This is a genomic window from Telluribacter roseus (assembly GCF_017355915.2).
Classification (GTDB): Bacteria; Bacteroidota; Bacteroidia; order Cytophagales; family Spirosomataceae; genus Telluribacter.
The window spans coordinates 258,401-283,371 of sequence record NZ_JAFEUV020000007.1; the positions used below are offsets into that span (position 1 = coordinate 258,401).

At 51.2% G+C, this 24,971-nt stretch carries 12 protein-coding genes; 11 read left to right on the top strand and 1 reads right to left on the bottom strand.

The genetic code is table 11. From position 1 onward, the window contains the following. The first annotated feature begins 52 nt into the window (after positions 1 to 52). The 7 genes from JTN23_RS15085 (at position 53) to JTN23_RS15115 (ending at position 15,430) form a co-directional block, all read left to right on the top strand. A complete protein-coding gene (locus JTN23_RS15085; RefSeq protein ID WP_247235685.1) occupies positions 53 to 3,244 on the top strand; it encodes a SusC/RagA family TonB-linked outer membrane protein in 3,192 nt (1,063 codons plus the stop codon). Between the two features lie 11 nt (positions 3,245 to 3,255). Further along, a complete protein-coding gene (locus JTN23_RS15090; protein WP_247235686.1) occupies positions 3,256 to 4,689 on the top strand; it encodes a RagB/SusD family nutrient uptake outer membrane protein in 1,434 nt (477 codons plus the stop codon). A 32-nt stretch (positions 4,690 to 4,721) separates the two neighbouring features. Beyond that, positions 4,722 to 7,259, top strand: coding sequence for a hypothetical protein (locus JTN23_RS15095; protein WP_247235687.1), 2,538 nt, complete (start codon positions 4,722 to 4,724; stop codon positions 7,257 to 7,259). 61 nt (positions 7,260 to 7,320) lie between these two features. After that, positions 7,321 to 8,721 (top strand): sulfatase family protein, encoded by a 1,401-nt coding sequence (locus JTN23_RS15100; protein WP_247235688.1) that lies wholly within the window; start codon positions 7,321 to 7,323, stop codon positions 8,719 to 8,721. A gap of 136 nt (positions 8,722 to 8,857) precedes the next feature. After that, entirely contained in the window at positions 8,858 to 11,731 is a 2,874-nt protein-coding gene (locus tag JTN23_RS15105; RefSeq protein WP_247235689.1) for a glycosyl hydrolase, read from the top strand. After that, positions 11,718 to 14,711: a glycosyl hydrolase gene (locus JTN23_RS15110; RefSeq protein WP_247235690.1), complete on the top strand. Its 2,994-nt coding sequence runs from the start codon at positions 11,718 to 11,720 to the stop codon at positions 14,709 to 14,711. Before JTN23_RS15105 ends, JTN23_RS15110 begins: the two co-directional genes overlap by 14 nt. After that, a complete protein-coding gene (locus JTN23_RS15115; protein ID WP_247235691.1) occupies positions 14,708 to 15,430 on the top strand; it encodes an SGNH/GDSL hydrolase family protein in 723 nt (240 codons plus the stop codon). The genes JTN23_RS15110 and JTN23_RS15115 overlap by 4 nt, the downstream gene beginning before the upstream one ends. A 7-nt stretch (positions 15,431 to 15,437) precedes the next feature. Here the strand turns inward: JTN23_RS15115 and JTN23_RS15120 are convergent, their stop codons facing one another. Then, a complete protein-coding gene (locus JTN23_RS15120) occupies positions 15,438 to 16,202 on the bottom strand; it encodes a GntR family transcriptional regulator (RefSeq protein ID WP_247235692.1) in 765 nt (254 codons plus the stop codon). A 554-nt stretch (positions 16,203 to 16,756) separates the two neighbouring features. Here JTN23_RS15120 and JTN23_RS15125 point away from each other — a divergent pair. The 4 genes from JTN23_RS15125 to JTN23_RS15140 all read left to right on the top strand — a co-directional run bounded on the left by JTN23_RS15125 (position 16,757) and on the right by JTN23_RS15140 (position 24,950). Then, positions 16,757 to 18,697 (top strand): TOL_0244 family TonB-dependent receptor, encoded by a 1,941-nt coding sequence (locus JTN23_RS15125; RefSeq protein WP_247235693.1) that lies wholly within the window; start codon positions 16,757 to 16,759, stop codon positions 18,695 to 18,697. Next, entirely contained in the window at positions 18,694 to 19,272 is a 579-nt protein-coding gene (locus JTN23_RS15130; protein ID WP_247235694.1) for a TOL_0243 family YfiR-like periplasmic protein, read from the top strand. The genes JTN23_RS15125 and JTN23_RS15130 overlap by 4 nt, the downstream gene beginning before the upstream one ends. Before the next feature lie 10 nt (positions 19,273 to 19,282). After that, entirely contained in the window at positions 19,283 to 21,190 is a 1,908-nt protein-coding gene (locus JTN23_RS15135) for a sensor histidine kinase, YfiR-like protein-associated (protein ID WP_247235695.1), read from the top strand. 409 nt (positions 21,191 to 21,599) lie between these two features. Continuing rightward, the gene (locus JTN23_RS15140) at positions 21,600 to 24,950 is read left to right on the top strand and encodes a SusC/RagA family TonB-linked outer membrane protein (protein ID WP_247235696.1); all 3,351 of its coding nucleotides are present in this window, start codon (positions 21,600 to 21,602) and stop codon (positions 24,948 to 24,950) included. Positions 24,951 to 24,971 lie beyond the last annotated feature (21 nt).

Consider the following 24,971-nt stretch of genomic DNA (forward strand, 5'->3'; position numbering starts at 1 on the left):
GGTCCTGGCCCATTCCTACCACAGTCTATTCCTACATCCAAACCTTTTGACCATGATACACATTTTCAAACATCGTTTGGTGCTATTGCTCTTAGGCTTTGTCCTGAGCATGGCAGCCTCACCTGATGAGCTCTGCGCCCAAACCGCTGGCAAGCGACTGATCCAGGGAAAAGTTACTGCCGCCGAAGATGGTACCCCGCTGGTGGGAGCTACCATTACCGAGAAAGGAACCAACAGCGGTACTACCACGGATGCCGAAGGCAACTTTCAGCTGAGCGCCTCGCCGGGAGCTACGCTGGTAGTAAGTTTTATTGGCTATACCTTTGCCGAAGTACCTGTAGACAACCGTAGTACCTACAATGTAACCCTGCAGGCAGATATGCAGCAGCTCAGTGATGTAGTGGTAGTCGGGTACGGAACGCAACGCCGGAAAGACCTGACCGGCTCGATCGCCAAAATTTCCGGTGAGCAGATGATCCAGCCTTCTGCCGCCAGCTTTGACCAGATGCTTCAGGGCAAAGCTCCAGGCGTACAGATTACGCAAACCACCGGAGCACCCGGCGGAAACGTGAATATCCTGATCCGGGGCGTGAGCTCCATTACCGGAGGGAACCAGCCGCTTTATGTTATTGATGGCTTTGCCATGGGATCAGGGGGCGGAGGTTCCGATATGCGGAGTTACGGGGCCAATAGTTTCTCGTCGGCTGGTATGGCCAGCAATACCGGAAACCGGGTCAATCCGCTGGCTTCTATCAATCCATCGGATATTGAGTCCATAGAAATTCTGAAAGATGCTTCAGCCACGGCCATTTATGGCTCACGAGGGGCTAATGGTGTAGTGATTATTACGACCAAACGGGGCGCATACGGTAAATCGCAAATTAGTGTAGATGCCTCCTACGGGTTCCAGGAAGTAGCCAATAAGTTGAAAATGCTGAATGCCAGACAGTACGCTGAGTATGTCGCCGATGGCCGTGACAATGCCTGGGTGTATGCCGGCGGAAAGTTAACGGATCCCAACGAGGTCAGATCGGCGGCTACACGGGTACGCCCCGAATTTAGGAATCCCGAGTCCCTCACGACCGATACCGACTGGCAGGATGTGCTGTTCAGAACGGCTCCTGTACGAAACCTGCAGGTATCCTCGACGGGGGGTACGGAAAAACTCAGGTACTTTATTTCCGGGGGGTACTTCTCACAGGAAGGTATCATTATCAACTCCGATTATAACCGGTTTAACCTGCGGGTCAATGTAGATGCCCAGGTAACAAACCGGATCAAAATAGGTACTTCGACCTTTGGCTCGTACGGCTTCGGACGGTTTGCCAATACCGAGTCACACTACGGTCAGGGTGGACTTCTGAGCAACGTCCTGGCGGCTTCACCTACCATTCCGGTCTATAACCCGGATGGAAGCTACTATTTCAATCAGGCTGACGTGACCGATGGTTTAGGTTTTCTGGCTAACGTTCTCGCCGTGAGTGAAGGCTCCGAGGACCGCCGTAATATCATGGATGTGGTGACGAATAATTTTATAGAGATCAACCTGACCAACGACCTCACTTTCCGCAGTTCCATCGGGGTAAACTTCAGCTCCAACAACACCCGGCTGTGGCGCTCCTCTGCGGTACCTAACTTTACTACCCTGAATTTTCCCGCCTCGGCAGGTACTTCCAAAGCCGAAACGCTGAACTGGCTAAACGAAAACACCATCAGCTACAATAAGGTATTTGATAATAAGCACTTTGTAAATGGCTTGGTTGGATTCACGGCCCAGAAAAATCGTTTTGACCGGGTATCAGTGGGCGCCTCGGACTTCCCTACCGAATACGTACCCTTCATTTCAGCCGGTATTGTAAATGCGGGAACACAGATCGTAAACGAGTGGGCGCTCCTATCTACCATGGCTCGCGTCAACTACTCCTACGGCGGAAAATACCTGCTTACTGCAACTGTAAGACAGGACGGTAGCTCACGATTTGGCTCCAATAACCGGTGGGGCACTTTCCCTTCGTTTTCGGTAGGTTATAACATAGCCGAAGAAGATTTCATGAAGGATGCCCGGTACATAAGCAACCTAAAGCTCAGGGCCAGCTACGGTATTTCGGGAAATAATCAAATTGGTGACTACACCCACATCGGTCTGTTAAGCACGACGCGCTATATTAAAAACAACGCCCTTAATCCCGGATTGGTACCCAGTACCTTGTCAAATGATTTCCTTACCTGGGAAAAATCGAAACAAACGAACTTAGGGCTTGACCTGGGCCTGTTTAAAGATCGTATTTCCGTGACCGCCGATGTCTACCGCGACCTGAAGACCGACCTGTTGCTGGCGGTACAGCTACCAGCGGCCTCCGGTTTCAACAGCTCCACCCAAAACATTGGCGATATTGAGAACAAAGGCTTTGAACTGGGCATCCAATCATTAAATGTGCAGACAAAAAGCTTTACCTGGAATTCTAACTTTACGTTCAGTCATAACCGGAATAAGGTACTTAAGCTGGCTACCGAGGGAGGACGTATCGCTAACTCTGCCTATCAGATCACCGAAGTAGGATCGCCTATTTCCAGCTTCTACCTGATTAACAAATTGGGGGTATTTATGAATAGTGCCGAACTGGACGGTGCGGCTCTGCAGCACCCACGAACCCAGGCCGGTGACCTAAAATTCGAAGATGTCAACAAAGATGGAGTTATCAACCAGAGCGACCGGAAGATTGTAGGTTCCCCCTGGCCCGATTTCACCTGGGGCTTCGATAACGGCTTTACCTTAGGCAATCTAAGCTTGAATGTAAGCATTGTTGGCTCTCAGGGTGCCTATACCTACCTGGATGCAGGAGCGGCCCTATTGGGATCTAACGGAGTACAGAACAATCTGATTCTGACGGATAGAAGATGGCGGTCGGAGACAGATCCGGGCGATGGCATTATGCCGCGGTCTATCCGGAGTAATCACGCGCTGGGCTTTGGTACTTCTTCTCATTACTTGTTCGAGAATTCGTTTACCCGGATCCGGAATGTCATGTTGTCCTACAACTTACCAAAAGGACTTAGCTCAAAACTGAGTCTCAATAACCTGACTGTGTACGTGAATGTAGCCAATTTGTATACGTTCACCAATTATCCCGGGTATGATCCCGAATCAAGCATTACGGGTGATAATGTGGTCAATGCAGGCATTGATTACCTGAACTACCCGCTGCCCCGTACGTACACGTTGGGTATCAAAACAACCTTCTAATCCCTACTGCAATGAAGAAATATATCATCTATATATGCATGGGTGCCTCGTTAGTATCCTGCTCGGACTTCCTTACCCTTCAACCCGAGTACCAGATCAACGAACTCTCGTTCTATAAGAATGCCAAGGACTTCGAGACAGCTCTGACCGGAACCTATGCCGGTCTGCAAGGGCTACACGACGCTTCTATCGTTTATCTGGGGGACCTGACCACTGACAATGCAGAGATAAGGTGGACTTCCCCCACGGTGGCCGAGACCGAACTGGATGAAATGAATCCAACTCCGGCCAATAGCTTTCTAAATACCGTATGGACTACCTGCTTCGCCACCATTGCCCGCAGTAATAACATTCTGTCTCGTCTGGACGCGGTAGCTTTGACTGAGGCGCAGAAAAACCAATTTCGGGGTGAAGCCCTATTTTTAAGAGCATACAGTTACTTCTATCTGGTTCGGTTGTTTGGCAATGTGCCCATCGTGGAGGTGGCATTCAGAAGTCCGAATGAAATCATGAACTTTGACATGACCCGTAAACCGGCCAGTGAAGTATATGCTCTTATAGTCAAAGACCTGACCGAAGCAGCTAGTCTCCTGAATGGAATGCAACTGGCCAGCAAATCACAAGCCTCAGCCGGAGCGGCCAGAACCCTGCTTGGCAAAGTCTACCTCACCACAAAGCAGTATGATCAGGCGAAAAGCGTGCTTAAGGAGGTAATTGATCAGAAAACCTACTCACTGAACCCGAATTACAAAAGCTTGTTCAGTACCGGCAACGACGAACTGCAGGAGTCTATTTTTGAAATCAAGTACCTGGCTGGTAATGTAGCCGAGGGGAATTCTTTTTCAAGCATTTTCACTCCTGCCCGTTTTGATATGGCAATATTTCCCGGAAATATGCAGGGATCAGGACGTATACTACCTACCCGTCAGATGGCCAATGCTTACGAATCAGGAGACCTGAGAAGAACGGCTTCCATTGGCGACTCCGTACGGCTAATGACCGGGAAGTATGAAAAAGAGCTGTACGGGCTGAAGTTTGTAGATTTTACGACGGGGATCGGAGGGGATGGCGGTGTAAATTTTACCGCTCTGCGTTATGCCGATGTACTGCTGATGTACGCAGAAGCACTTAATGAGACCGGTAGTACGGACGAAGCCCTTACCTACCTGAACATGGTCAGGAACCGTGCCGGACTTCAGCCCCTGTCGGGCCTGCCCCAATCTGAAATACGGCTGGCACTGGAGCAGGAAAGAAAAGTGGAGTTCTTCCTCGAAGGACACCGCTGGTTTGATCTGGTCCGTACCGGACGCCTCCAGACGGTGATGAACAAGTACTTCCAGGACAATGGTCTGAAGTTTACGGTTGCCAATCACGAAGTACTCATGCCAATACCCCTGCGCGAAATTGATATCAATCCAAACCTGGGACAAAATCCAGGGTACTAAATCCTTATCACCTACTAGTACAAGCTATGCGAATGCCACTGAACAGACACATTGTCTTCCTCTTTTGCCTGGTGATGGGCTGCGGGTTTTACTCACAGCCAGCCCGGGCGCAGCTTCTGGATTCCCCGCTGAAAGGCAAGTCCTTCAACAATATTACGCTGGAGTCCTCTCTTAAACCTTTCAAGAAGAATGATAAAACCTATATCCGGGAAGTAGCTAAGGAGATGTTTACCCAGTGGCATTCGCTGCTACGCCATACCGATACCGTTTCGGTGATGCTATGGACCAGCGATGGCTCCGAGATCCTGGACTACAAGGGCACGCTCAGCCAACCACTTGAATGGGCCAAGTACCTGGGCAATCCCAACACGAAGCATGAGGTTGGATCTGGCCCCGAGGAGCTTTCGATCCACGAGCGGGCTTACCTCTACATGGAAAATCCGCCCGCCTTCACCTACGGTGACCTTAAATTTATCATTCAGACTCTCAAAGAAGTAGGTAAGCAGGTAACGGGGAAACCTGTTCTGGTGGGGGCTACCTTTGATCCCGGTCCGGAATTTGCCAAGTCAGAATTCAAATACAAAAAGCATCCGGAAATACTGGGTGGCAACGCCATGGGACACAAAAGCTTCGTAAGCAGCTACTCGGTACTGAATACCGATAAAGAATCCTACGCTGGCTTTCCCAAGGGTATTCCTGCCAATACACCTTTCGGCACCTTTTTTGGCCGCCAGAGCCAGCACTTCCTCAATGATCTGGGCTTTGATTACATCTGGTTCAGCAACGGCTTCGGTTTTGGGGCCGAAGGCTGGTCGGCCACCGGGGCTACTTTTACCGGTAAAGAGTTTGAGCAGGAAAAACTGGCTGGTTTAACTACCAAAATCAACGAGTTCTGGAAGCTGTTCCGTAAGGAGTGCCCCCACTTCCAGATCCAGACCCGCGGTACCAACCTGTCAGTAGGGGCTGACCTGGCCCGTGATGCCGTGAACCTGAAACAGATTTACGAAGGCAAGTATAACATGCTGCCCCCGCCCAATTCTCCCTGGGCGGCGCTGGATGGTGATTTCGGCCTGGAAATGGTAGGCTATATGTCCCGCATGGCTGAGCTGCCCGACAACCGCTTCCTGTTCCGCTACTATACACACGACCCCTGGTGGCTCAACAGCCCCTGGCTGGACCGCTACGGACGCGAACCTCATGACATCTACCTGCCTATGTCAGTCAGCCGGATTGACGCCAAAGGTAGGATCGGCATCCCGACGCACCTGAACTTCCTGACCATCGACAACTCACTGGGTGAGATGCCTACACAGGTACCCGACGAGGTTACCCCGCACATCCTGAAAGCCCGCTACGATGCTCCGACGGCTCCGGGGCCGCTCGTATGGGTGTATCCGTTTGACGAGTACCACAAATGGGCGTACCAGTCCGAAGAGCGTTTGCAGGAGGTATACTACGGCGACTGGTATATCCGCCAGGCCATCAACAACGGTCTGCCCCTGAACACGGTTATTTCTACCACTTCATTCCAATCGGTTATCAGCCAGACGCCGGACTACTTCAAAGAATCTACCTTGGTGACCATAGCGCCGGATGCGGGCTCATCGCTGGAAAAGGCGCTGATAAGCTTTGTTCAGAAAGGAGGCAAGCTTATTATTTTCGGACCTACCGACCATTCCAGCCCGGCTTTTCTGGACTTTCTGAATCTGAAAAACGAAGCTCCGCTCAATGGTGAGTTTAAGGTCAAGACCAACTATTCGACTGACCTAGTCGAAAAAGTATCCCCCAACGTCATCAACCACCGGCCTCTGTTCAGTGGAGGAGGCTTTCGCTCCATGCTCAAAAACCGGAACGACGCCGGTACCAAACTGCTGGTACAGGTAGAGCAGGGAGGTAAAAGTCGCGATGCCGTGTGGGTACGAACCCAACCGGACTGGCAGGGTGGAAAAGTGGCCTACCTGCGGGGTACCAACTCCAGCAGTTTTACGGGTGGCCGCCTGCTTACACCCGATGATCCGGACCAATACTTCATCGGCCCGCTCCACCTGCGCTACGTCCTGCCGGAGTTCGGTATCAGCCATCTGGTAGAGAAGCAGGATCCTACCGTCAAGAATCCGGTACTTACCGTATCTCGCTCCAACAATGCGTTTATCTTCTCAGGGTACAATCCCAATAGTACCGTGAAGCAGCGCTTCCGCTTTCAGCAGGGTGCGCCGCTGCTCCTGGGCCTGGAGACCCGGCTGGACAAGGGACATTCTTCCTATACCATGCCTACCTCCTGGAATCGCGAGTGTCGGGTATTCGTAGAGCAGAATGAGGGTATCCTATCTTTTAAGGAACTTCACTCCGGTCAGAAGGACGTTACCAAGCGGTACCGGGTGGAGGGGTTGAAAAATGCTACGGTACGTATCTATCCCGAAGCGCATGTTACAGATCAGCAGTTCCGGGCTTATGTCAATGCTGACTACCCCTGGAAGACCGGAAGGATCTCTTTCAAGGAGGGGGACCAGAAACTGGGCAGGCATTACGTGGTGGAAAATATAACGGGAGATCTGGTCGTGTCGTGGTAAGTTGAAAACAGACGGGGCGCTGATTCAATAGAGGTATAGTAAAAAACATAAAGAGAATACCATGAAGAAGGCAGGCTTACTAACAACTATACTATGCGCAGCAGCGCTGCTGTACGGTTTTATGGCGACACCTGGTGAACCAGCTCCCAAGCGCCCCAACGTCCTGATCATCATGACAGATCAACAAACCAATGACTGTCTGAGTCTGATGGGGAATCCAAACCTTAAAACCCCCAACATGGATGCCCTGGCTAAAAGCGGTGTCTACTTTACCGAATCATATTGCAGTTCACCCGTATGCGGACCATCCCGGAGCAGTCTGCTTACCGGACGGATGCCCCACGAAACGGGTGTGGTCTGGAACTCTACCCATATATCTGCTTCCACCCCTACCATCGGTACTATTTTTAGCAAAGCAGGCTACAATACCGCCTGGGCCGGAAAGTGGCACCTGCCCGAGGCGTACCCGGCTAAATCCGGTAAGGATTCTGTAAATGGATTCAAGGTGCTTCCCGTCCACCTGGCTAAGGAATCATGGGAACTGGGCGAAGATACGGATCAACCCATTGCCGACGCGGCCGTAAAGTACCTGAAAGAATACAAGGATACCAGCCCTTTTATACTGGCGGTGTCTCTCCACAACCCACATGATATATGCCACGTCCCCCGGCAGCCGGCTAACTACGCCAAAGCCTCCCAGATCAAAGACCCGCTACCTCCATTACCTGCTAATTTCAATCCTCCGTTGAAGGAACCCCAGTGGCTGGAGGAGAAGCGGCAGATGGATCATTACGGGGATGAACTGCTCCGAACCCAACACTATACAGAAGCCGACTGGCAGGCTTACCTCTACCACTACTACCGTTTTGCGGAGAAGGTGGATGGGGAGATTGGTAAGATCATGAGCGCTCTGCGCGAGCGGAAGCTGGATGAGAATACCATTATCGTGTTCACCAGCGACCACGGTGACGGATCGGCGGCCCACAAATGGGCGGCCAAGCTGAGTCTGTACGAAGAAGCTGTTTCGGTACCTTTTGGCATTAGCTGGAAAGGCCACATTCCCGCAGGACGTATTGATCGGAATCAACTCGTGTCTAATATCGATCTGGCACCTACCTTGTGCGACTATGCCGGCATCACCAATCACCCGGCCTTCACGGGTACCAGCCTACGGAAAGTACTGGAAAATCCGGATGCTACCCTGCGCAGCTACGTAGTGGTACAACTCGAAGATGACAAAGAAAATCAATCGCGCCACGCCCGTATGATCAGGGACCAGCGGTATAAGTACAATGTATACAACCAGGGAGCCAACAACGAGCAGCTGTTCGACCTGTGGAACGATCCCGGTGAGACCAGGAACCTGGCCTACGAAACCAACTACCAACCGGTAAAGGAGCGGCTCAGAAAGAACCTGTCGCAGTGGAAATCATCCACCCGGGACACGCACGCGATTCCCTGATAGTATTAGCAATGCATCCTAACCCTTACCTGATATGAAAATAGTTAACCCTACATCACCGATTTTCTCTTTCCTCATCTGCTGTTGGATACTGGGTTCTATATCCCTTTCTGGCTGGAGTCAAGACCTGAAAACCATGCAGGCTAGTTTTAAAGATCCCCAGGGTACCGCCCGCGCCAAAGTGTACTGGTGGTGGCTCAACGGCCATACCGATACCACCCTGTTAAAAGAAGAATTGCGGAGCATCAGGAACGCCGGGCTCGGTGGAGTAGATATTTTTGAGATCGGCTTCAGACACGATGGGCTGGTACCGGCGGGTCCAGCCTTTATGGGGGATGAATCGCTGAATACCATTACGATGGCTATCAGAGAAGCGATGAAGCTGGGCCTGGAAGTAGGCCTGAACCTGGCCAGCAGCTGGAACGCCGGTGGCAGCTGGGTCACGCCGGAGCATGCCGCCAAGTCACTTTACTTTTCTAAAATAGCAGTGGATAAACCGGGTCGTCAGGCTATCAAGGTACCTTTCCCGGACATTCCCCGCAAAGACGCGAAGGGCAACGAACTGCTGATCCAGTTCAGGCCGGACGGGAAGCCCGTGTACAGTCTGGAAGTGGCAGTTCTGGCCATTCCGGTTCAGTCAGGCAACTACCTGGATACCGCCCGCATCGTCAACGTCTCCCGCTACTTTGATCCCAAATCCGAAACACTGAACTGGCAGGTACCTATGGGTTCCTGGGAAATCCACCGCTACGTCTGCTCCAACTCCGGCGACCCGCTGCTGGTGCCCAGCCCTAACTCGAAGGGCCCAATCATTGACCATTTCGATTCCACGGCCACCCGCATGCACTTCATGTACTTCATCAACCGTCTGAAGCCGGTACTGGGTGATTTTAGGAAAACCGCTTTAAAGAACCTGTACCTGGCCAGCTTCGAAGCCAAGAACGCGCTGTGGACACCTTCGCTCGCCCGGGAGTTCAAGCGGCTGAATGGCTACGAGGTGGACAAGTTTCTTCCCTATATCTTCAACAAGCAGGCTTTTGATCAGGCAACGACCGAACGCTTCCGGCAGGATCTGAACCTGACGATTTCCGAACTGATGATCAATAATCATTACCGGAAGGGAAGGGAAATTGCCAACAGCTACGGACTGAATCTGATCTCCGAATCGGGGGGGCCCGGTCCACCACTTCATAATGTACCCGTTGAGGCCATCAAAGCGCTGGGTTCGCTGGATGTGCCCCGGGGGGAGTTCTGGATCAACCACGCCCGGTTTGATGATTCCAAAGACAGCATTGACCTGCTGATGCTGGTCAAGGAGATTGCGGCTGCATCTCATCTCTACCAGCGTAAGATCACCGAACTGGAAGCTTTCACCAGCTTCCAGAACTGGCAGGAGGGTCCCGGTGATATGCGTCCCATCGGCGACCGGGCATTCTGCGAAGGCATGAGCCGGGCAGTGATTCATGGGTTTACCCATAACCCTACCCGGGCGGGTTTTCCAGGCAATGTATATGCCGCCGGTACCCATTTCAACGTCAAGACCACCTGGTGGCCCAAAGTAAAACCTTTTAACGACTACCTGGCCCGGGTATCGTACCTCCTGCAGGAAACGGATTTTGTCGCGGATGTACTCTACTACTACGGCAACCGGGTACCCAACTTCGGTACGCCTAAAAACACCCGCTTTGCCGTTGGCTCCGGATATGACTATGAAATCATCAATACCGAAAAACTGCTAAAAGATCTTACCGTCAAGGATGGACTACTCACCCTGCCGTACGGGGTACAGTTCAAAGTACTGGCGCTGGACGAGATTATAGGCAATGACCCGGCGGTACTCCTCAAACTGGAAGAACTGGCTAAGGCCGGAGCCATCATAACGGGTAACAAGCCGACGAAGGTTTGGGGACCCAGCAAGGCAGTAGCCGACCGCCTGTGGAGCGGATCGGGTCAATTTTCAGCCGATGCTCTAAAAAAAGGCAAGGTTTTTACCACTCCATCACTACAGATCCTGCAGGCACTGAACGTCAAACCCGATTTTGACTACCCCGACAAAGGCTCTGATCGACTGGACTATATGGGAAAGAGCCAGCCGGTACTGGACTATATTCACCACCGGAAAGGAGATCTGGACTTTTACTTTATCCGAAATACCAGCGATAAAGCCATCTCCAGGTACATTTCCTTTCGACAGCTGGGCAAGGCACCAGAACTCTGGAATCCAGTAACGGGAGAGACTATTCCAATCAATATCTATAATCAGGCTGGTGATCAGGTACAGGTACCCCTAACCTTCGGTCCCTACGGTTCTTACTTTGTAGTTTTCAACCGAAAGAGTACTGCGGGGCCAGGGTATAAAGCGATAGCCTCAGCCACATCGCATCCACCCCTGTTTACGTATACGCCGCAGGGGTTGGAGTTTATGGAGAATGGTACCTACGAATTGACGGGAGGCTCAAAGCCCCTGAAAGTAGAGAATACCATACAGGCTCAACCCATCATAGGGGCGTGGGATGTCCAGTTCACCAAAGGCTGGGGCGCCCCCGAAAAAGCAACTTTCCCGCAGCTTATCTCTTGGACTCAATCACCTGATAAAGGCATAGCGCACTACTCCGGGTCCGGTGTGTACACCAAGACATTCAACTACACCAGGCCCGCCCATCAGACCGAACGGGTATATCTGGATCTGGGTAAAGTAGGTAAGGTAGCCGACGTATGGCTCAATGGAAAACCTCTGGGAATTACCTGGGCCGCCCCGTACCGATACGATGTGACCGATAGCATCAAACCGGGAGAGAATACGCTGCGGGTAGAGGTGATCAACACCTGGTCCAACCGGATCATTGGTGATATCAACGAAAAGGAGAACTATACCCAGACCAACCTGAAAGTGCGGGGCTCGCGTGAGTTGCTGTGGTCGGAAACACCACTGGTAGAGTCAGGCCTTATGGGTCCCGTTACTATCCATACTGTTCAACCTGTTAAAATAACAGCTAATGGTAAGCTTTAACCAATATCTATCCTACGCTTCGAAGACACGACTAAACCGGTGGAAGATTCTCAGCCTCCTCACTATCACGGTGGCTGCCCTGTTCTTTTCGTTCCGTAAGAGCAGTATACCAGTAGTTAGTCTGGAGGTCATACAAGCTGGTTTTAAAAATCCCCCGATCCAGGCACGCCCCAAGGTATACTGGTGGTGGCTCAATGGCTATGTAGATAAGGTGCGGCTGAAAGAAGAACTACTGGCTATCAAAAATGCCGGACTGGGTGGAGTCGATATCTTCGAAATCGGGCTACCACCTGCCAGCGATCCCAATGGCATCATACCGGCGGGTCCGGCCTATATGGGGGATGAATCCCTGGATGTAATCGAAATGGCCATAAAGGAGGCCGGTAAACTAGACCTGGAAGTAGGGCTGAACCTGGCCAGTAGCTGGAATGCCGGAGGGAGTTGGGTGCAGCCCAAACACGCGGCCAAAACCCTTTACTTCTCAAAAACGCCTCTGTCCGGAAATCAATCCGCTTCGTTAAAGCTGCCCTTCCCGACCATTACACCCGACCGGAACGGCAACCCGCGCCAGATCGAGTACGACGAAACCGGACGACCCGTATATAAGGAAGAGGTAGCGGTGATTGCAGTACCAGCCGGTGCCCGTCATCTGGCAGATACCTCGGCCATAGTCAACGTGAGCAGGTACTTTGATCCTAAAACAGAAACACTCTCCTGGAAAGCACCCGCCGGCAACTGGGACGTGTACCGCTACGTCTGTTCCAACTCCGGTGAGCAGCTGATCCGCCCTACGCCTAACTCGCAGGGACCGATCATTGATCACTTTGATTCGACGGCCACCGAGATGCACCTTATGTACTTCATCAACCGCCTGCAGCCCCGCCTGGGCGATCTTGGCAAAAGTGCCCTGAAGTACCTGTACCTGGCCAGCTACGAAGCCAAGGAATTTACCTGGACCTCCTCGTTGCCCGCTACCTTTCGCCAGCTGCACGGCTACGACATTTATAAATTCCTGCCGGCCGTGTACACTCCGGAGGTATTTGCTCCCAAAACCTACGAAGGCTTCCACTTCGACTTCACGAAGACATTTTCGGAGTTGATGATCAACAACCACTACCGGAAGTCGAATGAGATCTGCAACCGGTACGGCCTAAAAATCACTTCCGAAGCCGGTGGGCCGGGACACCTGCACCACATACCAGTCGAAACGCTTAAAGCGCTGGGGTCACTGGATATTCCCCGCGGCGAATTCTGGTACAACCGTACGTTTTTCGACAAAGACAGTATCGTGGATCTGATCTGGCTGGTGAAGGAGATTGCGGCGGCTTCGCATATCTACAAACGGGGTATGGTGGAAGAGGAAGCCTTCACCAGCTACTGGGACTGGCAGGAAGGTCCCGCTGACCTGAAGACCATCGCTGATCGCGCCTTTTGCGAAGGAATGAACCGCCTGGTGATCCACGGCTTCACCCACAACCCGACCGGCTTTGGCTACCCGGGCATCGCCTACTTTGCGGGTACCCACTACAACGACCGGCGCGCCTGGTGGCCTAAGATCAAACCGTTTAACGAGTACCTGAGCCGGATCTCCTACATACTTCAGCAAACCGATTTTGTGGCGGATGTCCTCTACTACTACGGTGATAAGGTACCCAACCTGGTACCACCCAAGAACACGCGGTTTAGTGTCGGCCCTGGCTACGACTACGAAATTATAAATACCGAAGTACTCATTAAAAACCTGACGGTCGACAGGGGAGAACTGGTGCTGCCGGGTGTGGGTAGGTACAAGGTACTAACGCTGGGTAATGAATCCGAGATGAACCCCGAAGCCCTGGCTAAAATCAGGGAACTGGTCCGGCAGGGAGCTATCATAGTAGGTCAAAAACCAGCAGGTACGGCCGGCCTGAGCCAGCAGCCAGGGGCAAGTACCCGGCTGGCAGCTATTGCTGATCCCTTGTGGACGACAAAGCCATTCAATGGTAAGGCACGTGAAAAAGGAAAAATATACGCGGGCACCAGTCCACTGCTGGTACTGGAAAGCCTGCAGGTGGCTCCTGACTTCAGCTATTCCGGCCAGAAAGAGGGTGCCCTGGACTACATCCATTACGCCAAAAATGGCAATGACTTCTACCTGATCCGCAACACCACCGACCAGTGGGTAACCAAAAGCTGCCTCTTCCGTCAAAAGGGTAAAGCCCCACAGCTCTGGGATCCGGTAACAGGCGAGGTAGCACCCGTATCTATTTACGAGCAGACCAGTACTCAAACGGCCCTGCCTCTTACTCTTCCTCCGCATGGTACCTACTTTGTCGTATTCACCAACGAAAAGCCCCGAGCGCACTTCCAACCAGTGGCTGGCAGCGGTACCGATATACCGATGATCCACTACACAAAAGATGGCTTTTACACCCTATCGAATAGGCCCACAGAGGTAAAAAAGGGTACCGCCATGCAGCGGGTGGAAGCGCTGTCGCCCCTTACCACCCTGACAGGCTCCTGGAACCTGACCTTTCCCAAAGGCTGGGGAGCACCCGAAAAGTCCACTTTTCCTACACTCATTTCCTGGACGGAAGCACCTGAAAAAGGCATCCGGTACTTTTCGGGCATAGCGGCCTATGACAAGGCTTTTCAACTCAGTAAAATGGCTCAGGGTACACGTGTTTTTCTGGATCTGGGAGATATAGCCAAAGTCGCCGAAGTATGGGTGAACGGTAAGCCTATGGGTATCACCTGGTCGAAGCCCCACCGGTATGATATTACCGAAGCCGCCAGAGAAGGGGAGAACCAGCTGAAAGTAGAAGTAGCCAATACCTGGTCCAACCGCATGACGGGTGACGCGCTGACCGGAGAGAAATTTACTAATACCAACATCGTAAAAGCCAACAAAAACCTGACCCCCTGGGGAGAAGTACCTCTTAAAAAATCGGGGCTACTCGGCCCCGTTACCCTCTGGACCGTTAAACCCACAAAACCATGAAGTACCTACATTGGACTCTAGTCACGCTGCTTCTGCTCTCGTTACCCGGCTGGGGACAGCAGGCGCAGATGGCGGATAAAAAGGCGTACCTGGCGGATGTAAAAAAGCAACTCAACGCAGTATGGCCTAAGAACCGCACGGTCAATATTGTCTTCCACGGGCACTCGGTTCCGGCGGGGTTCTGGCACGACCACGAAGTACATACGCTGGAGTCGTACCCCCATCTGGTGCTGAAAGCGCTTAAGGAGAAGTACCCTTACGCGGTCATCAATACGATCGTAACGGCCATTGGTGGCGAGAACTCACAAAAAGGAAATGCCCGGCTGGAAAAAGAAGTACTGGTACACCGCCCGGATGTACTGCTGATCGACTATGCTCTCAATGACCGGTTTATAGGCTTGGAAAAATCAAAGGAAGCCTGGGAAGATATGATCCGGAAAGCCCTGGCTCAAAACATCAAGGTTATACTGGTCACGCCCTCGCCCGACCAGCGGGTAGATATACTGGCAGCTGATAACCCACTGGAACAACACACGGAACAGATCAGACAACTGGCAATAAAGTATGGAATAGGGCTGGCTGATCCTTACGTGGCATTCAAAAAAATAGCAGCCAGTGGAAAGTTAAAAGAGTACATGTCTCACGTCAATCACCCCAACCAGTCGGGACACGAACTAATTGCCCAAACCATTGCCGAGTGGCTGGTGGAGCAGCCATAAGCGGATATCAATCAGGCTTTTGGCCATTGTCCTTGTAGTCAGGGCTCGCAATAATGGCAAATTTATATTTATCTCCGCGGTAGAGGGAACGTTCGATCTCGACTACCTTATTTTTTGTACTTACGACGGCACTGTCCAGTATGAACATAGCCGTGGCCTTTTTCAGCTCAAAATTATTTTCAGACGAGTCGGGTTGAATAATTTCCGTACTCAGCGTCTGCTTTACTTCTTCAATCTTGAGGTGGTAGGTACTCTCGTATACTTTGAAGTAGGAGATTTCGGTGGGCATCCGGTTGATGTTCGGGCACAGCTTCAGGGATATGTACTTGGTTTCATCCTTGATAATCTCCTCATCGGCATAGCGTAACTGGTGTATCTTTAGCACCGGCCCATCGATGATAAAATGTTTACCGCCAATCTCCGACGAAATACCATCGGGCAGGATCGTTTTCTCAAGAACCAGATTTCTGGGCTGAAACCCCTCCGCGATCAGGCTCTCGTGGAAGCCGCGGCGGGTTGCGTAAATAGATCCCAGCGTACGTACCAGGTGATGATCCGGCGTCCGGTTGAGTACATAGGTACCTTTCCCTTTGATTCGCTTGGCCCAGCCTTTTGATTCAATATCCAGCAGGCTTTTGCGGGCCGTTGTATTGCTTACGTTATAGCTCTTGATCAACTCATTCTCAGACGGAATCTGATCCCCTGGCTGTAATTCTCCAGATCTTATTTTTTCAATAATGGTATCACTTATTGCTATAAACTTCGGCTTCATTGGCTTTTTCTGTTCAGGGAATTCTGCAAAATGGTAGGAGCCAGACTATAAATTGCGGATTCACAAATCGTAAGATATGGTACCGTAACTGGCAAGACCAATATCGTAAAAATAGATAATTAGATGTAAATATAAAGCGGAGTTAGTATCAGGCAAGGGGCTGGGCTTTTACCTGGCCAGGTCTTTGGTAGCAGCTAATAAAAGCAATGTTTAAATCCTTTTAAACAAAAAAGTAAGTTATATGTTTAGCAGTTGTTGCTTATATAAAAACTCAGAATAATAACATTAGTAACCATTCATAAATTAGACCTTACTATATAACAGATTGTACTGGTTGTTATATAGTATCAACTAATTCAAGTTAAATGAGATCATAAGTACAACTGGATGAATCATTCTTTACGCTGTTTTCTGATTGATGATAAAGTAGATGACAAGGTTAACCCTGGCCTGGTCATCGGATTGGTAGACCTAACCATTCTTTTCGTTAGTGCTCAGCCTGACCCTATATATTCTCTTCCCGCACTTATTTCTACACAGAAAATCCGGACACAATGAATTTCCCTCCTTATGGCTGTCATCGTTTCATAGGAGTACTATTTATTTTCTTATTTACAACCAGCCTGTTGTTACCCCGGATGGGGGTCGCGCAGCAGGAGGTCACAGAAATGCCTGAAGATCTTAAAAGGCTCTCCATCGAAGAGCTTATGGATATTGAGGTGAATCTGGTTTCCAGAACGCCTCAAAAACTTTCAGAAGCAGCCTCCGCGGTACAGGTCATCACGGGTGAAGCTATTCGGAGGTCCGGTGCTACCAATATTCCCGAGGCGCTCCGGCTTGTCACCAACCTGCAGGTGGCTCAGTACAATGCCAATACCTGGATCATCAGCTCGCGCGGCTTCAATACTATATTTGCCAATAAGCTCCTGGTCATGATCGATGGGCGCACCGTGTATACTCCTTTTTTCGGAGGGGTACTCTGGGAGCTTCAGAATGTACTGCTGGAAGATGTCGAGCGCATTGAAGTAGTAAGTGGCCCGGGAGGAACGCTATGGGGAGCTAATGCGGTCAACGGAGTAATCAATATAGTGACGAAATCTTCGGCCCAGACCCAAAGAACTTACGCTGCCGCTTCGGTAGGTACCTTTGTGCGGGATAGGCTGGCGGCTCGTTACGGAGGCCGTATAGGCAAGAACCTAACCTACCGGGTATACGGACAGCACATGGACCGCAACCCAACCCTCATGCCGGATGGCAGCGACAGCCAGGATGCCTGGCGGATTACGCAGGGGGGCTTCCGGGCCGACTGGACTCCCACTGCTGCGGATGTGCTTACCTTCCAGGGCGACTTGTACGGAGGAATCAGAAAGACAGCGGGTGGTAACTCAGGATTGAACGGAGAAAATGTACTCGGGCGCTGGAAGCATACCCTCTCGAACCGATCAGACCTGAGCCTGCAGCTGTACTATGACCGCTACTTCCGGAGTGATGTCCCTTCCGGCGGATCCGATGAAATGAAGACCTACGATGTTGACTTTCAGCACAGGTTTGCCGTTAAAGAGCGCCATCAGGTACTGTGGGGCGCCGGATACCGGTTATCCAGTGACGACGCTCATTTCCAGTCAGATGCCATAGGTATCATACCGCGTTTCAGGAAGCTGCCTTTATACACCGCCTTTCTGCAGGACGAAATACAGGTGGGCGAACGCATCAGGCTAATCGTCGGTACCAAGTTTCTGCACAATGTATATTCGGGTTTTGAGATTCAGCCCAGTGTACGTATGGCCTGGACCCGTGAAGGTACTACGGTATGGAGTGCTGTTTCAAGAGCCGTCCGAACCCCAACTCGCCTGGATGTAGATTATTTCCTTCCGGCCTATCCGGTTCCGGCTGACAAACCCAGTGTAGCGGGCGGTCCTGACTTTGTGTCTGAAAAGCTGGTAGCTTATGAGCTGGGGTACCGGCTGCAGCCTACGCCTTACTCGTCGCTCTCACTGGCTGGCTTCTATAACGTTTACCGTGATGTGTACAGCGTAGAGGCCCTGCCGAACACGCTTACCTACCAGATCCAGAACGGCTCAGAAGGGGAATCATGGGGAGTAGAGTTTGCCGGAAACTACCAGGTGTTGCCCCAGTGGCGGCTGCGTTCGGGATATACCTACTTTATGAAAGACCTGCGCGCCAAACCAGGCCGTAACTTTGATCCGTCCTACCTGGGTAATGACGCGCGCCATCAGGTACTTTTGCATTCAATACTGGATCTTTACCGGAACTGGCAGCTGGATGTCAAGGGCCGCTACCTGGACCAGTTGCCCCAGACGTTCGCCACCATTCGGGTACCGGCTTACTTCACCATGGATGCTCGCCTGGCGTATACCCTGGGGCCCGTGGAGCTATCTATAGTTGGACAAAATCTGTGGAAGAAGCAACATGCTGAATTTGGACCGCTCCTTATCCCACGAAGTGTTTACGTTAAACTAGTTGGTCGGTTTTGAAAACAACGTATCTACCTGCACTTGTAAGGCAATCTATCCGTAACGGGTTGGTGGTGGTACTTGGTATCTTTCTTGGCGTATTCATACCTAACCGGCTGCCGGCACAATCAACTCCTTCCCTTGAGTATAAGGTAAAAGCCGTTTTTTTATATAACTTTACTCAATTCGTAATGTGGCCCGAAAGCTCCTTCGCAACGGATGACGCTCCTTTTGTAATTGGGGTGCTGGGCGAAAATCCCTTTGGTACCTACCTGAAAGAAACGGTGTCGGGTGAAAAAAAAGAAAACCATCCGATTACGGTTCAGTACTATAAAGATGTGAAGGATATCAAGCCATGTCATATTCTTTATGTACCATCCGGACAGGAACAGCCACTCCAGGAGGTACTGACTGCGGTGCAGAAAAGAGCCGTACTGACGGTTGGTGATGCCCCTGATTTTATTACGAAGGGGGGTATAATCCGGTTTTATACACTGAGCGGCAAGATCAGGTTACAGATCCAGCCGGAAACGGCCAAGGCCGCCGGACTTACCATCAGTTCCAAGTTACTGCGCCTGGCTGAACTAGTTCAATAATCTCTCTTCTATGAAACTGAATAATATACCCATACAAGAGAAATTGATGCGGGTCATGCTACTGACCAGCGGAGCCGTTCTGCTTCTGACCTATGCCTGTTATTTTATCTATGAGCTTGTTACATTTCGTCAGGTTACCCAGGCCCAGCTATCAACGATCGCCAAGATAGTAGCTACCAACAGTACCGCCGCCCTGGCTTTTGATGATCCCAGGGAGGGGACTGAAATCCTGCAGGCCCTGCAGGCTGAGAGGTACATCGTAGTGGCCGGACTGTATGATGATGAGGGGCACCTTTTTTCGAGGTACCCCGATACTCTTGCGGCTCCTGCATTTCCAGATACGCCTACTGATAATGGGTATGTATTTACTGCGTCTCATCTGGAAGGCTTTGAGCCCGTCATTCAGGGCAACAAACGCCTGGGTACGTTATATGTAAAACTATCCATGGATGCCATGTACCAGCGGCTTCAGCTTTATGGCCTCATTGCCTTTGGTATGGTCGGTATTTCATTCCTGCTCGCGTATAGCTTATCCCGTACATTACAGAAAGTAATCTCGGGACCCATCCTTTCGCTGGCCGAAACAGCCCGGGTCGTTTCACAGGAGTTTGACTACTCCGTAAGGGCCCAAAAATCAGGGAACGATGAGCTGGGACTGCTCACGGATGCCTTCAATAACATGCTGACGCGGATTGAAGAACAGAACCATGAAATCAGACAGTTTAACCATAGCCTCGAGCAGAAGGTACGCGAACGAACCCTTGAACTGGAACTGGCCAATCAGGAACTGAAGAAGAAAAACGAATTTGTAGAGACGATCATTGATTCGTCGGTGCATGTCATAGCTGTACTGGACCGGGATCTGCGATATACGACCATTAATCGGAAGTTTGAGCAGATATATAAGGTAAACCGGGAAGATATACTTGGGAAATGCTATACCGACCTTTTTCCGCAAACGGTCGGCTCTTCCATTCACCGGGATGTTTTGCTGGCGTTGCAGGGCCAGACATCACACAGCACCGTCACGCAGTCGGCCATAATACCCGGGTATTTCGAAACCTACTGTGTACCCCTGAAAGAAGGGGAGGAAGTGTATGGTGCCCTGCTGGTCGGTCATGATATTACCAGTATCATGGAAGCCAATGAGAAGCTGAAAGTAGCCAACGAAGAACTGGTAAAATCAAACATTGATCTCGAGCAGTTTGCCTACGTGGCATCCCATGACCTGCAGGAGCCTCTGCGCAAAATCCAGGTATTTACGGATTTGATACGGAGCAGGCGGCATGATGAGGAACAGACTGCGGTGTATCTGGACAAGGTACATTCGGCAGCCGAGCGAATGACATTCCTCATTCGGGATCTGCTGAGCTACTCCCGACTGTCACGTTCTGAAGAAGGCTTTATGGAAACGGATCTGAATGCGACGATCGAAACGGTGAAATCAGATTTTGAAATGCTGATTCAGCAGAAAGCAGCTACCATCATCTATAAAGATCTTCCGGTGGTGAAAGGTATCCCGCACCAGTTGGGTCAGCTCTTCTCCAACCTGATCAGTAATGCCATCAAGTTCAGCCAGGAAAACCCGGAGATCCGGATCACGGCCAATCAGCTACCTCCCGGATCAAACACCCAGTACGGCCCCCTACCGGCAGAGCACCCTTACTGGGCCATACAGGTTTCGGACAACGGCATTGGATTTGATCCCCGATACAGCCAGAAAATATTCACCATCTTCCAGCGGCTCAATGACCAGAAAAAATACTCCGGCACGGGTATTGGATTAGCCATATGCCGGAAAATCGTCGAAAATCATCAGGGTACCATTGTGGCCCAAAGTACCCCCGGACAAGGAGCTACTTTTACGGTGTTACTGCCTGTGCATTCCGAAGCCATCACTACCGAGGCTACTATATAGCAGCGGCCTGACTAAACTCTGGTATTGACCCTGTCGCAAACGGAAGAAGTATGGGTTTAACTCCATCACCCGGGGCATTTGCCCATAAACCAGGGTACTAATCTTGCTGTCAGTACTAATTTCAAATAGTACTATCAGAAGTTGCCTCACTTTCAAAGCCTTATCCAATCATACGTATCATACCATTCGTTCAAAGCTCACAAAGCTTCATTCTCCAGCAATTCATCGGGTCATTTTACTCTTAAAGATTTTATTACCATTCCTCCAAACAGGTAATAAATCCTTAATTCCTGCTTAACATCTACTTGTAACTACACGACTACTTTTGTGGCCTATTCCCTTTACTGATGCAGCTACCAGGACATTACAGGTCTTTGTAGCCTTCTTCTTATTTAACTGTCACAATTGTATGAAAACAAGTTTACTGGGTACTCTTGCGCTGCCGTTGAGTTTGTTCCTGACGATGCCGGTATCCGCAGAAAGACGTATCACCGGCGAACAGGTTACCGATCGCGCAGGTAATCAAAAGGTGATTGATGAGCGTCACAAGCTAGCACGCTTAACTACCCTCAAAGAGGTATCTCCGCAGGCGTTCAGAGTAAAAGGTACGGTAGTCGCCTCTGATGGACAGGGAGCACTGCCGGGAGTAAGCGTGGTAGTCAAAGGTACCTCGCAGGGTACCACGACCGACGGAAGCGGCAACTACGAACTCACTGTACCGGGAGAAGAGTCCGTGCTGGTGTTTAGCTTCGTGGGCTACACGCCGCAGGAAGTACCGGTAGGTAATCGCCGGGTGCTGGATGTAACCCTGGCGGCTGACAACAAGGTCCTGGAAGAGCTGGTCGTAGTAGGATACGGTACCCAGAAGCGGGTAAACCTCACCGGAGCCGTTAGCCAGATCCAGGCCCGTGACCTGCAGGACCGGCCCCTCAACAACTTGTCCCAGATCCTTCAGGGAATGGTCCCCAACCTGAACATCACCTTCAGCACCGGACAGCCCGGCCAGGGGGGTAGCCTGAACGTAAGGGGGGAAACCTCTATCAACGGGGGAGGCCCACTGGTCCTGATCGATGGAGTACCCGGAGATATCAACCGGATCAATCCCAATGACGTGGAGTCGGTATCGGTCCTGAAGGATGCGGCAGCCTCGGCCATCTACGGGGCACGGGGAGCGTTTGGGGTAATCCTGGTCACTACCAAAACCGCTAAGAGTGGCAAGACCAGCATATCCTACGGCAACAATTTTGGCTGGTCTACTCCGACGGTAAGTACCCGGTTCATGACCAACGGGTACGAGCACACGATGCTCAACGATGAAGCCTTCAGACGGGCCACCGGTAATACCTACACCCGGTATTCGGATGAAGATTATAAAGAGCTGGAAGCGCGCCGGTATGACAAGACCGAGCATCCTGACCGGCCCTGGACGGTAGTCAAAAACGTGAATGGCCGGGAGATTTATAACTACTACGGCAATTACGACTGGTGGAATACGCTCTTTAACATGACTCAGCCTACGAGTCAGCATAACCTGAGTCTTTCGGGAGGTACCGACAAAATCAACTACTACCTGTCGGGCCTGGCCTTTCAGAAAGACGGGATCATGCGCCTCAATACGGACAAGTTTACTTCCTATACACTTCGTAGCAAGATCAACGCACAACTGACGCCCTGGCTCAAAGTAAGTAACAACACCCAGTACTTTGACTCCCAATATACGTACCCGGGTCGGGAGGGTGGTGCCAATGCCAACTTCGTAGCCATTACGGTACACGCCATGCCGGCCTATGCTCCCCGTAACCCCGATGGTACCGCTACCTATAACACCCTGAAGAACAACTATTCCATAGGGGACGGTCTGTTTGCCAACCTGCTGAATGGGGTAGCGGGTGGTGCAAATAAAGTCCATGAATTAACTACTATCAACTCGGTTACCATAGACTTCACAAAAAACTGGAACCTGGTAGCCAATCACTCCTACTCGTTCTACATAGCTGATAACTGGTACCGTTCCGCGGTGGCCAGGTACTCTATTCAACCCGGTGTGCTGATTCCGGTTCCTAACTACAATTCGGATCAGTACAGCAAAACCATGACGTTTGATCCGATGAACGTGACAAACGTTTTCACCTCTTTCAACCAGACGTTCGGTAAACATTTCGTGGGAGCTACGGCCGGTCTGAACTACGAATCCAAAAAACACCATCGCCTGTACGGTGCCCGTAGAAACCTGCTTTCCGAGAGCCTCAATGATATGAACCTGGGTACCGGTGAGCAGCTCTCTGGGGGCGGATCGTACCAGTATGCCTTGTTTGGTGCCTTCTTCCGTATGAACTACGACTACAGTGGTAAGTACCTCCTTGAAGTCAATGGTCGCTACGACGGTACATCCCGTTTTGGCGCCGGCAGTCGCTATGGCTTCTTCCCTTCGGTATCAGCCGGATGGAGAATCAGCGAAGAGTCGTTCTTTGAGCCCGCTCGTAGGGTAGTGAATAACCTGAAGGTGAGAGGCTCCTACGGTACACTGGGTAATCAGCTGCCTTCCAATACCAACTCTGCCAGCTTCTACCCTTATATTTCTATCATGCCCACGTCACAGTCAGGATGGCTGGACAACGGACAAAAGCTTTTCCAGGTGAATACACCCAATCCTATTTCACCCAATCTGACCTGGGAAAAAGCCACTACCTCCAACATAGGTCTGGATGCGGATGTCCTGAACAACCGTCTGAACTTTACGTTTGATGCCTATATCCGGAATACCACGGATATGCTCATACCAGGCAAAGTAATTCCTGCCGTATATGGAGCATCGGTACCCACCGAGAACGCCGGAGACCTGCAGACCAAAGGCTTTGAACTGGCTATATCGTGGAGAGATAAGCTGAACGTAGCCGGTAAGCCGCTTTCGTACAATGCATCTTTCATTCTCTCCGATTCCAAGTCTACCATCACTAAGTACGATAACCCGAACAAGATCTTATCGAACCGCTACGTAGGACAGACCATTGGTGAGATCTGGGGGTATTCCATCGACGGAATGTTCCAAACCAACGAAGAGGCTCAGGCTTACGAAGTAGACCAGACCATCGTGAACCGTCAGCGCCTCAATGCTCCCGGCGAATGGAGCAAGCTGCAGGCGGGTGATCTCAAATTTATTGACCTGGATGGTAACGGCAAGATCGACCAGGGGGCCAATACATTGGAAGACCACGGTGACCTGAAGATCATAGGGAACAGCCGGGCCCGCTACCGGTACGGGATGAACCTCGGTGCCAGCTGGAATGGCATAGACCTATCGGTACTGGCCCAGGGTATCTGGCGTAAGCACTGGTACCCGGGCAACAACGCCGACAAGTTCTGGGGGCCCTATTCACGTCCGTACTACTCCTTTATTCCTGAGAACTTTTCGGATGATGTCTGGACGCCGGAGAATCCCGATGCCTACTTCCCGCTGCTGCGTGGGTATACGGCGCTCAACAACGGGGGCGATCTCACGGCTGCTAATGACCGGTACATTCAGAACGTGGGGTACCTGCGTCTGAAAAACGTAGTACTTGGCTATACCTTCCCCGAAAGCCTCACCCGTAAGATCCGGGTACCACGCGCCCGTATCTATGTAAGTGGTGAAAACCTGCTTACCTACACGCCGCTCCGTTCCAGGTACATCGATCCGGAACAACTGGATGGCGATGCTACCAACGGTAGAACGTATCCCATGTCCAAAACTTACTCTGCTGGTCTTACCATTAATTTCTAAACCGGCTTACTTACGTAGTAC

Excerpts from the sequence above, each read along its gene's own strand:
- JTN23_RS15100 (WP_247235688.1), top strand. The coding sequence starts at position 7,321 with ATGAAGAAGGCAGGCTTACTAACAACTATACTATGCGCAGCAGCGCTG.
- JTN23_RS15125 (WP_247235693.1), top strand. The coding sequence starts at position 16,757 with ATGAATTTCCCTCCTTATGGCTGTCATCGTTTCATAGGAGTACTATTT.
- JTN23_RS15120 (WP_247235692.1), bottom strand. The coding sequence starts at position 16,202 with ATGAAGCCGAAGTTTATAGCAATAAGTGATACCATTATTGAAAAAATA.
- JTN23_RS15115 (WP_247235691.1), top strand. The coding sequence starts at position 14,708 with ATGAAGTACCTACATTGGACTCTAGTCACGCTGCTTCTGCTCTCGTTA.
- JTN23_RS15110 (WP_247235690.1), top strand. The coding sequence starts at position 11,718 with ATGGTAAGCTTTAACCAATATCTATCCTACGCTTCGAAGACACGACTA.
- JTN23_RS15135 (WP_247235695.1), top strand. The coding sequence starts at position 19,283 with ATGAAACTGAATAATATACCCATACAAGAGAAATTGATGCGGGTCATG.
- JTN23_RS15105 (WP_247235689.1), top strand. The coding sequence starts at position 8,858 with ATGCAGGCTAGTTTTAAAGATCCCCAGGGTACCGCCCGCGCCAAAGTG.
- JTN23_RS15140 (WP_247235696.1), top strand. The coding sequence starts at position 21,600 with ATGAAAACAAGTTTACTGGGTACTCTTGCGCTGCCGTTGAGTTTGTTC.
- JTN23_RS15095 (WP_247235687.1), top strand. The coding sequence starts at position 4,722 with ATGCCACTGAACAGACACATTGTCTTCCTCTTTTGCCTGGTGATGGGC.
- JTN23_RS15085 (WP_247235685.1), top strand. The coding sequence starts at position 53 with ATGATACACATTTTCAAACATCGTTTGGTGCTATTGCTCTTAGGCTTT.
- JTN23_RS15090 (WP_247235686.1), top strand. The coding sequence starts at position 3,256 with ATGAAGAAATATATCATCTATATATGCATGGGTGCCTCGTTAGTATCC.